Raw genomic sequence first — 7,487 nt, 5'->3', positions numbered from 1 at the left:
TTCGGGTAGTGCGGCTCGATCAGCGCAATCAGCTTCGACCACGGCACCACGCGCCTCATCTCTTCGAGGAATTCACGCTTGCGTGTGCGCTTCGTTGACAGATCCAGACCGAGACCCAGTTGCGTCATCACGACTCTCCCTTATTCACTATCCTTCTTCCAGGATAGTCCACTCACACATCAACGCCAGGACTTTTGCAGACCTTCCCTAGCTCTATTTGAACGCCATGCCGGATTAGAGACCGGTCTCGCTGCCATCCTCGAACCAGACGAAACAGAGCCCCTTAACCAGGTGGACGTCGTGCTCAAAGAGCCGGTGAAGTAGTGCGGGGCTGCTGCCAACTACCCGAAACGTTTCCTGGAGCCTTTTTACTTTTCTGACGATGCGAATTCCTATGACTGACAAGGCTCACTTGATGATCGACTACCCTGACTATCTTGCTCTCGAGCATGGCGCTTTTATATTGCGTGGGTTTGCGCTGCGCTACGGGGAAGAACTGCAGCGCGGCCTAGCCGCGCTACAAAAATCGCCACTTAATAGTCCCTCTGTAACGCCGAGTGGACTGAGCATGTCCGGCGACTCCACAACATGTTTTCATCTGGGCTGGACGACAATCGAGCGAAGTAAAGATCGTTCTCTGATCGACGTGCCGCGTGCGGCAATGCCAGAAGTATTGAGGAGTTTAGGGGGAGACGCCGCCGCTGCTGTGGGCTTCAATAACTTCGTCCGTGACGTCAGTCTGGGCAGTCACTCGTCGCCAGGCGCGCGGGTCTCTTTGCATCAGGAGACGAGCTGGCCAGAAGGTGGCGCGCCTGTCGTTGCATTTGTATTGGGAATGGCGAGCGCTTTTCTTTTCAAGGAGCACGAGTCTTCGGTGGATGCTCGCAGGATCAACCTGTGGCACGGCGATGTCATTGTATGGGGACCGGCAGGCACCGCTTGAGTCATTTGCACTTTCGACGTCAGCCTCCGGCCGCGTTGGATAGCGACGCGGATGAGGGCAAACGGGGGCTGCGGTGACATCGCAAGTGCGGTTGTGAATGACCGCTTGCGACCTAGGACCGACCACCCGAGCCACGGAGGACGGTCGTCCGTTGTGGGTCGACAGCCGATACCGACAGGCCGAGCCTGGCCCGTATTGAACTGTCAGCAAAGATCTGGCATTTGCCAACTGATGTCGCCCGTTCAAAATACTGTGCACCTGAGAGTAACCAGGTGCGTTCGGATCATTCGTGTATGCGGGAACAAGCCGTTCCTGATGCATAGCTACCGCCTCGTCAAGTCTCTTGCGGAGCTGATCCGCGTTGCTGATGGCCGGCAAACGCCTCACGGGACGAGCTGCATCGTTGGTCGTCAGGATGATCGTGCCGGTGCCGAATAGGCGTTGCCACCATGGGTGGATCGAGGTGATGCCCTGAATCCGGGAAAGCTCGAGAGTCGACACACGGCGATGCAGAATGCCCTGTGTCCAGGTAATTCGTGCGGTATCGATCACGATTCGGGTGAACGCGGTCCTGACGAACGGCAAACCGACACCGATCAAAACCGCGCCGGCCTGTGCAAGCAGCACATTCCACTGAAACGGGAAAGAATTCGACGTGCAGAGATGTATACCGCCAATCATTGCCATCACAACGCTCCCCTTCAGGAGCGCTGGAAGGTTGCAGGCCTGCGACGGCGCGCCGCTGAAAATCACATGATTAGCCATCGCGTATATTCCTTTTCTGACCGCGGCTCTAGTCGTCGGTCGAAAAAGGCAGCGCTGCCTGATTGGGCTGCGCGTCGGCGAACTGACTGCTGACCGGCGACAATGCCATGACCGTTACGCCAAGCACACTTACATGGGGCGATTGTAGCTCAGTGATCGTTGCAGATCGGTCCACGGCCTCTTTCGGCGCGATGAACCGTCCGTTAGGCGGGTCGCTGCGAAAGGCCGCTGAGGAGCGAACTGAGGCGCTCGTCATCCGTCAAAGTTCGGCCAGAATCCTACGCTCGCTCGACGGTGACATATTGGTGGAACTCGACGGCGGATTCAACCGGTCGATGCAACACCTAGAATCTGCGTGAACAGCGGAGGTGTTGCAAATGAAGCAGCGAGCGAGAATTTACTACTCCGAGACCCAGAAAGCGCTGATGTGGGACCGAGCGCCTCAGCCGCCTGAATATGTGCTGGGTGTTGCACATCTTTTGCGGCCAGCCGATACCCGGCTTGTTCTACTCGAATCAGATCCGCGCGTACTTCGGCCCGCGTCAACGGACCAGTAGCGTCCTGTGCGAAAGAAGCAACTGGAGTGGCAAGTACGCCGACAATCAGTGCTGCATTTATAAGGGCCTTCATAGTGAATAACCTCCTGAACTTGGCGTTGGTCAGCTTCACGACGCCGTGACTGAACGCTTCGATCTCACCACCTCGTGGAAACGAGAGTGAGTACCGCTTATTCTGAACAGCGAAGATTGGTGCGCGCCGACGCTGACGCTTAAATTACGTTGACTTTATTTTCGCTTCACGTTCGCGGAATGACAGAGCACCTTGCAAGCAGTTGTTTAGGTGTCGGGTGCAGCCGGTCGAACCGAGCCGATCAAAGGTCGCATTATGGTCGCCCCCAAAACACACGGCGCCGGATGGGGCACGTGGTTCAAAAGCGGTTAAAGGTGGCAGCCGTGGCGACAGGTTGATCCTTCTCCCGTGCAAATCGTTGCTTTCATTCCGCGAAAAGAGTCATCAATGGCGCCTACAGCGTTACGTATGTCGAGAATGCTGGCGGCGACTACCTCGATAGTGAGCGACTCTTGCCCGTCGCGCGGCGCGCCGCTGGCACGCCACGCACAGACGGAGAGCCCGGCCTCATGAACGCGTTGCCAGACGGGGACGATGCGCAAGCCGCCGACGGGGGCGCTGATGACGATACTTCGCCGGACCATGGTTTCCGCCCCGTTATCAATGGAGTGAATCGCGAGCTTAGACGAATTGCTGACCAAAGCAAGTCGCATCTGGCGTCCGAATCTCGCACTTCCGGACGGCCACCACCAGCTTTGGGAAGGGAGGAAGGGAGATGCAGTCCTCGGCGCGCGCGATGGCGCACTAGATCCAGCAGCGGCTCTTTTACGGAGCGATGGGCCTACCTGGTGGCCGAAATCGCGGGTCAAGCCGGAATCGACGTGTCACTTGGACCCAGTCGACTGATTAACGGCGACTTCAGAGCAAAGCCTGACGCCCGTGTGACCGGGTGAAGAACAGGAACCCGAGACCCTACTCCGCGGCTCGATTTCGGCCGTTTTGCTTGAGCTGTTCCTCGACAGGCGCGCCTCAAGCGGTGTCGCTAGACATAAAACCCGTCCGACGCGCCCGAGCGAGCTTGCCTCGTCCGGCCTCTGATCGGACAGACTGCAATGACGTCGTTTCTGGTTGGAAAGATTCAGGCAATCGCCAATAGGACGAGCGGCACGGCTGACCGATTCATCCGCCTTAACGCGACACTAGTTGCGAGGGCTCCGACGAGTTTTTGGATCCACCCATGTCTGCCGAGAGAGCCTAGCGTACACTGTCAAACCCTAGATAAAGGAGGCCATCGTGAGCAAAGCCCATGACGCCAAGAAGACGGAAAAGAAAGTCGCCACCAGAACGGCCAAGGAGAAGAAGGACGTGAAGAAGCTGAAGAAGGAGGCTTCGAAGCGTCAGTGATCTCGCAATGTCACGAGCGCCGCTGGATCCGACACCGGCCAGCGGCGCTCCTGCCAGCGTAATAGCAACGGTTCCGCCTGATAAAAGTTTCCGTCACCAGCTACACCGCGTGGCAAGCGGCTGATTCATCCATCCGTCCCTGTCATCTGCTCCCCGGGGCGCGAACCCAGAAGGCACAGCCCCGCTCACGCATGCTGCAGAGGGAACGGAGTTCGTTGCAGTGTTCACGGCAGCGTCGTCGAATTCCCGCCGAGGCTGAAGCGTTGGGTCGGCCATCCTCGTGCAACTCCCGGTATGACACGCGTCCGGCGCTGGCTATGATGTCGGCTTCAATCGCCACAATCGTATTGCTGATATGAAGGATGAACGCCTCGTCGAAATGAGGATCTTCAGGGCTGTCGTCGAAACCGGCGGCTTCACCGCCGCGGCTCTCATGCTAGATCTTCAGCAACCCTACGTCAGCCGCGCCGTCTCGAATCTGGAAAAACGCCTCGGCGTGTCGCTGCTCAGGCGCTCAACGCGTCGTCTACAAGTCACGCAGGAAGGCCAACAGTATCTCTCGCTATGCAAGCGCATCCTCGATGACATCAACGTCGGCGAAACGCAACTCTCTCGCGCGGGCCAGCACATGACCGGCGCGATTCGCGTGACGGTGGCGACCTCGTTCGGCATGGATCAGATCGTGCCGCTCATACCCGGCTTCCTCGAAAGTTATCCTGGCTTGCGCGTTCGACTGTCGCTTTCGGACACCCTCGCGGATGTGATCGGCGAAGGATTCGATGTCGCGATCCGGATGGGCAACCTGCAGGATTCGAACCTCGTGAGCCGGAAGCTATGCCATCTGCAGCGCGTTGTGACCGCGTCGCCTTCGTATATCGCGAGGCATGGCGTCCCCTCATTGCCGGCCGACCTCGCCAACCATAACTGCCTCATGTGGGAGCCACCGATGGACCATTTGAACCATTGGCCGTTCGTCATCGACGGCGAGCGCACGTCCATGCTTATCAACGGCAATTTCCAGACGAGCAGCGGCGTGAGTTCTGTCTACATGTGTCTCGCGGGCGTCGGCATCACGCGCATGGCGGAGCATATGGTGCTTCCGTCGATTCGCAGCAACATGCTCGTGCCGCTTCTCACTGACTTCCAACCCAGCGACGAAACCGCCATCTATGCGCTGTATCCGCGTGATTCGTCATTGCATCCGCGCGTACGGGCGTTCATAGACTACATTGGTGAAAAGCTCAAGCGGCCGCCCTGGGCCGCCTGAGCTATGGCGTCACTTGTCGTCCAGCGTCTTGGGCAGGCGCATGGTCATGGCCGCACCGAGCACTAGAAACGCTGAAATTGCGTACATGCCGATATCCGCGTCTCCGACCATCACGTTGAGCTTGCCCACCAGGTACGGCGACACGAATCCGGCGATATTGCCGACAGAATTGATGAACGCGAGCGCCGCCGCCACCGATGCGCCTACGAAAAGACTTGTCGGCAACGCCCAGAAAAGTGCGACGCACGAATAGACGCCCGCAGCCGCAACCGACAGACAAACCGTGGTCACGACCGGCCCCGCCGAAAGCCACATGCTAGTTACAAGTCCCACTGCGCCGATCGACATGAACAGTGCGAAGTGCAGGCGGCGCCCGCCGGTACGGTCGGCGCTGCGATTAGACACGTAGAGCGCGATGGCCGCCACGATATTGGGCACCGCCGAATACAGGCCGATGACCAACGGATCGGCCACCCCGCTACGCTTGATGAGCGAGGGCATCCAGAAACCGAGTGCGTAAAGGCCCATGATGAGGCAAAAGAAGATCGCGCAGAACTCCCACAGCTTCCGGTTGGCGAGAAAGGCGCGCACGCTCGAATGATCGATCTTGCCCGCGTTCTCCGCGCGGATTTCGCTTAGCACGTAGTTGCGCTCTTCTTCCGTGATCCAGCGCGAGTGGGCGGGATCGTCATCGAGAAAGGCGAGCACGATGAACGCGAGCGCCACGGCCGGAATCGCTTCGATCAGAAAGAGCCATTGCCACGCGGCGAGATGCTGGTTGCCAGTGAACGCATGAAGGATGTAGCCGGAGATCGGCCCGCCGACAACGAACGCGAGCGGCGCGCCCATGACGTAGATGGACATGGCGCGGCCGCGATAGCGTGCCGGAAACCAGAGTGTGAGCAGATACATGATCGCGGGCGCGAAGCCGGCTTCGGCGGCACCGAGCAGGAAGCGCGCGATGTAGAACATGGTCGGCGTCTTCACGAAGATCATCGCCGCGGAGATGACGCCCCAGGTCAGCATGATCCGCGCGATCCATTTGCGAGCGCCCACCTTGCGCATCACGAGATTGCTGGGCACTTCGAAAAGGAAGTATCCGGCGAAGAATATGCCCGAGCCGAGGCCGTAGATGGCGTCATCGAAATGAAGAGCGTCGAGCATCTGCAATTTCGCGAAGCCGACATTCACTCGATCCAGATACGCGACTAAATAGCAGATCAATAAAAGTGGCAATAGGCGCCAATAAGCGCGGTAATACGTGCGGCTAGTATCCGCCCGCCTGACGGCTTCTTCTCCATATAGCGCTTCCATGCATGTCTCCGGTATGGGAATTTTTTTGTGCACTTCGCGCGGCATGCCCGATCAGAATGCCGGCATGCCGCGACCTGCTGGCAAACCTCGATGCGTCAGTCGAGATAATCGGGTTCCTCGTCCGCGATCTCGTACATCATGGTCTGAAAATGCAGCCAGCTGATGAACGAATTGCCAAGATGCTCGTGTGAATACTCGGCGAACTTGGGATCGATGGGGACCGGGCGGGATTCGGTAGCGTCCATCAGCAACTGCATCTTGCAGCAATGATCGAGCGCGATGAAGGTCCACACCGCATCGTCGATGCTGTGTCGGCTGGCGGTCAGCAGCCCGTGATTCTGATGGATGATCGCTTTATGATCGCGGAAGGCGCACGCGATGGGATTACCCGACTCGTTCGCTACCGGCACCTTGCCCGCGCCGTCTCGCACCACTGTATGGCTGCCGTAGAACATGCACGCGTCCTGCGTCACGTAATCGAGCGGCTTGCCCATCGCTGCCCATGCGTCGCCGTTCACCGTATGCGCGTGGCACGAGCCGATGATGTCGGGATTCTCCGCATGAATCGCGGAATGCAGCACGTAGCCGGCGCGGTTCACCGCATACTTGCCTTCGATTACGGTGCCCGAGTGATCAACCAGCACCAGTTGCGACGTTCTCGTGCGCGACCAGGGCACGCACATGGGGTTGGTCCAGAAAAGCTCCGGATGCTCCGGATCACGCACCGTCAGATGGCCGCCGAAACCAAAGCTGAAACCGTGGCGGGCGAAGATCCGGCATGCGGCGGCGAGATGTTCCTTTCGATACCGGCGCTCCTCGACCGAACTGGAAAACGTCGGTTCCTGCGGAAAGATTAGGCCATCCTGTGTCGGGTTGTAAATCGAATCCTTGGCGTCAATCAGCATCGAAGTGTCCCCTTGTGAAGTTTGAGATGCCAGTATAGGCGCGCGTTTTCGAAGGATTCAGGGGCCTTCAGGAATAGGTTTTATGCGCGTGAATCAGATCGGCGCCGAACTGAGCCGAAGCCCCTTGGACGCAAGCGCTCGACTCACGGGCAGCCAGGCCCGTCGACCGGCCGTCGGGTACGGAGCCGACGGAATGACGTTTAACGACCGTCCAAAGGTCTTCGCCGTCGCCGTGAGCCGAAGCGCCGTGCCGCATCCGGAATGACAGTAAAGCGGCACCCTGCCCGCCGAGGGTAAATGCCGAAGTGCGCACGCCGGC

General features: G+C 58.8%; 5 protein-coding genes and 2 pseudogenes. 2 read left to right on the top strand and 5 right to left on the bottom strand.

Annotated elements, in window-relative coordinates; genetic code table 11:
- Positions 1-128 (bottom strand): annotated as a pseudogene (locus VGH68_RS06840) (IS5/IS1182 family transposase); the annotation flags it as partial.
- A gap of 266 nt (positions 129-394) precedes the next feature.
- Between VGH68_RS06840 and VGH68_RS06835 the strand changes: the two are divergent.
- A complete protein-coding gene (locus tag VGH68_RS06835) occupies positions 395-943 on the top strand; it encodes an alpha-ketoglutarate-dependent dioxygenase AlkB (protein WP_331602786.1) in 549 nt (182 codons plus the stop codon).
- Positions 944-1,342: 399 nt separating this feature from the next.
- On the opposite strand, the pseudogene VGH68_RS30065 reads toward VGH68_RS06835, so the two are convergent.
- Both VGH68_RS30065 and VGH68_RS06830 read right to left on the bottom strand, forming a co-directional pair.
- Positions 1,343-1,624, bottom strand: a pseudogene (locus VGH68_RS30065) (PH domain-containing protein); the annotation flags it as partial.
- Between the two features lie 408 nt (positions 1,625-2,032).
- Positions 2,033-2,377 (bottom strand): DUF4148 domain-containing protein, encoded by a 345-nt coding sequence (locus VGH68_RS06830; RefSeq protein WP_331602785.1) that lies wholly within the window; start codon positions 2,375-2,377, stop codon positions 2,033-2,035.
- Between the two features lie 1,660 nt (positions 2,378-4,037).
- Here VGH68_RS06830 and VGH68_RS06825 point away from each other — a divergent pair.
- On the top strand, positions 4,038-4,949 hold the full coding sequence (locus VGH68_RS06825) for a LysR family transcriptional regulator (protein WP_331602784.1): 912 nt from the start codon (positions 4,038-4,040) through the stop codon (positions 4,947-4,949).
- 9 nt (positions 4,950-4,958) lie between these two features.
- On the opposite strand, the gene VGH68_RS06820 is transcribed toward VGH68_RS06825, so the two are convergent.
- On the bottom strand, positions 4,959-6,263 hold the full coding sequence (locus VGH68_RS06820; protein WP_331602783.1) for an MFS transporter: 1,305 nt from the start codon (positions 6,261-6,263) through the stop codon (positions 4,959-4,961).
- A 95-nt stretch (positions 6,264-6,358) separates the two neighbouring features.
- Positions 6,359-7,168, bottom strand: a complete 810-nt coding sequence (locus VGH68_RS06815; RefSeq protein ID WP_331602782.1) for a class II aldolase/adducin family protein — start codon at positions 7,166-7,168, stop codon at positions 6,359-6,361.
- Positions 7,169-7,487 lie beyond the last annotated feature (319 nt).

The sequence above is a fragment of the Paraburkholderia sp. genome, assembly GCF_036488505.1.
GTDB lineage: Bacteria > Pseudomonadota > Gammaproteobacteria > Burkholderiales > Burkholderiaceae > Paraburkholderia.
Note: the sequence above shows the minus strand (reverse complement) of the source record. Positions and strands in the feature narration are given on the sequence as shown.